Raw genomic sequence first — 1989 nt, 5'->3', positions numbered from 1 at the left:
TGTCCGATCCCGGGTGATGCTTGACAGTTCGGTCCCAGCTGATGGTTGACAGTGGCCGTGATCGGGTTTTCTGTGCGCGTCGTTGCGGCGCGTGTGGGGAGGCCGGGATTGGCGCTGGTGGAGTTGTCGGTTGTCGAGCAGAGATACCGGGCTGTGCTTGCGGTGCTGGCGGGTGCGACGGTGACGGAGGTCGCTGCGTCGCTTGGTGTGTCGCGGCAGACGGTCAGCGGGTGGAAGTCCCGGTATGCCGCTTCGGGTCTGGCCGGGCTGGCGGACCGTTCGCGCAGGCCGGCGTCGTGTCCGCATCAGGCTTCTGCCGAGGTGGAGGCGGCGGTGTGCGAGCTGCGGCGCAAGCATCCCCGGTGGGGGCCGCGGCGGATCGCTCATGTGCTGGAGCGGTCCGGGGTGGTGAGTCCGGTGCCGTCGCGGATGACCGTGTATCGGATTCTGGTCCGGCATGGGCTGGTGGAGCCGGGGGTGCGGCGCCGGAAGCGGTCGGATTACAAGCGCTGGCAGCGGGATGCTCCGATGCAGCTGTGGCAGATGGACATCGTCGGCGGGGTGATGCTCGTCGACCCGGTCACCGGGGAGTTGTCCGAGGCCAAGGTCGTGACCGGGGTGGATGACCATTCCCGGTACTGCGTGATCGCGTCGGTGGTCGAGCGGGCGACCGGGAGGGCGGTGTGCTCGGCGTTCGCCGGGGCCTTGCAGGCGTTCGGGGTGCCGGAGGAGGTGCTGACGGACAACGGGAAGCAGTTCACCGACCGGTTCGGGCAGGGTGGTGAGGTGTTGTTCGACCGGATCTGCCGGGAGAACGGGATCGCGCACCGGCTGACCCAGCCGGCGTCGCCGACCACGACGGGCAAGGTCGAGCGGTTCCATCAGACGCTGCGGCGTGAACTCCTGGACGACTGCGGTGCGTTCGAGAGCATCGGGGCGGCTCAGGCAGCGCTTGATGCGTGGGTCGAGGAATACAACTCCATGCGGCCGCATCAGGCGCTGGACATGGATTCTCCTGCCGACCGGTTCACCCCGGTGCCCGAGCAGGAGCGGGACGTACTGGGCCTGAGGGTGCCCGGCGTGCTGGCGCTGGTCCCGCAGCAGCGGACAGCTCCGCCTGCGGTGCCGGATCCCGCCGAGGTGGCGCCTGTTCCTGTCGGTCCGCCGAAGGTGGTTCCGGCAGTGGTGCCGGTGGAGCCCGGTGGGCCGGTGGAGTTCGAGCGGGTGGTGCCTGCGAGCGGGAATCTGCAGGTCGCGGGCAAACAGTTCTGGCTGGGGCCGGCCCGCTCGGGGCTGACGGTGTCGTTCTGGGCCGACACCTCGGTGATCCATCTGCTGATCGCGGGAGCACGGATCAAGACCGTGCGTTCGCACTTGTCGGTGGCGGATCTGGGACGGCTGGCCGGCCGGGGCGGTCGTGCTGCCGGAGCGGCCCCGCTTCCCGCCGACGACGGGGCCGCGTTCGAGGTGGACCGGGTCGTGAACAACAGCGGCCTGGTGGGCCTGGGCGGACGCCAGGTGCTGGCCGCGGAGATCCTGGGCGGCCGCCAGGTGGGCATCCGCATCGACGAAGAGACGCTGTCGTTCTTCGATCCGTCCTCACGGGAACTGCTGCGGGTGCGGCCCAACCCGCTGAGCGGCGAAGAAGTCCGTCGCTTGCGGGGCCTGCGTCCGGCCGGACCGCCACCGCGTCCGGGCGTCGAGCCGGTGCGGGTGCAGCGGCGGATCAGCACAACGGGCACGATCATGGTCTGTCGGCAGGTCGTCTCGCTCGGCCGGACGTATGCAGGACAGACCGTGACCGCACACGTGTCGGACTCCACGATCACCATCGACCTGGACGGCCAGGTCCGGGTGATCCGGCGCACGACCGACATCCCCGTCCGTAACGTGAAAGCGAACAAGCCCCACGGGGCTCCCTATGTTGTCTAGGCCCACCGTCAAGCATCACGTGGGACCAGAACGTCAGACATCAGCTGGGATCCGACA

1 protein-coding gene is annotated in these 1989 nt (G+C 69.2%); it reads left to right on the top strand.

Translation table 11 applies throughout. The features are described 5' to 3' along the window. The first annotated feature begins 123 nt into the window (after positions 1 to 123). Positions 124 to 1932: an IS481 family transposase gene (locus ACIQTP_RS46960; protein ID WP_403412386.1), complete on the top strand. Its 1809-nt coding sequence runs from the start codon at positions 124 to 126 to the stop codon at positions 1930 to 1932. Positions 1933 to 1989: the final 57 nt, after the last annotated feature.

It is taken from the genome of Streptomyces sp. NPDC090798 (assembly GCF_044768965.1).
GTDB lineage: Bacteria > Actinomycetota > Actinomycetes > Streptomycetales > Streptomycetaceae > Streptomyces.
Note: the sequence above shows the minus strand (reverse complement) of the source record. Positions and strands in the feature narration are given on the sequence as shown.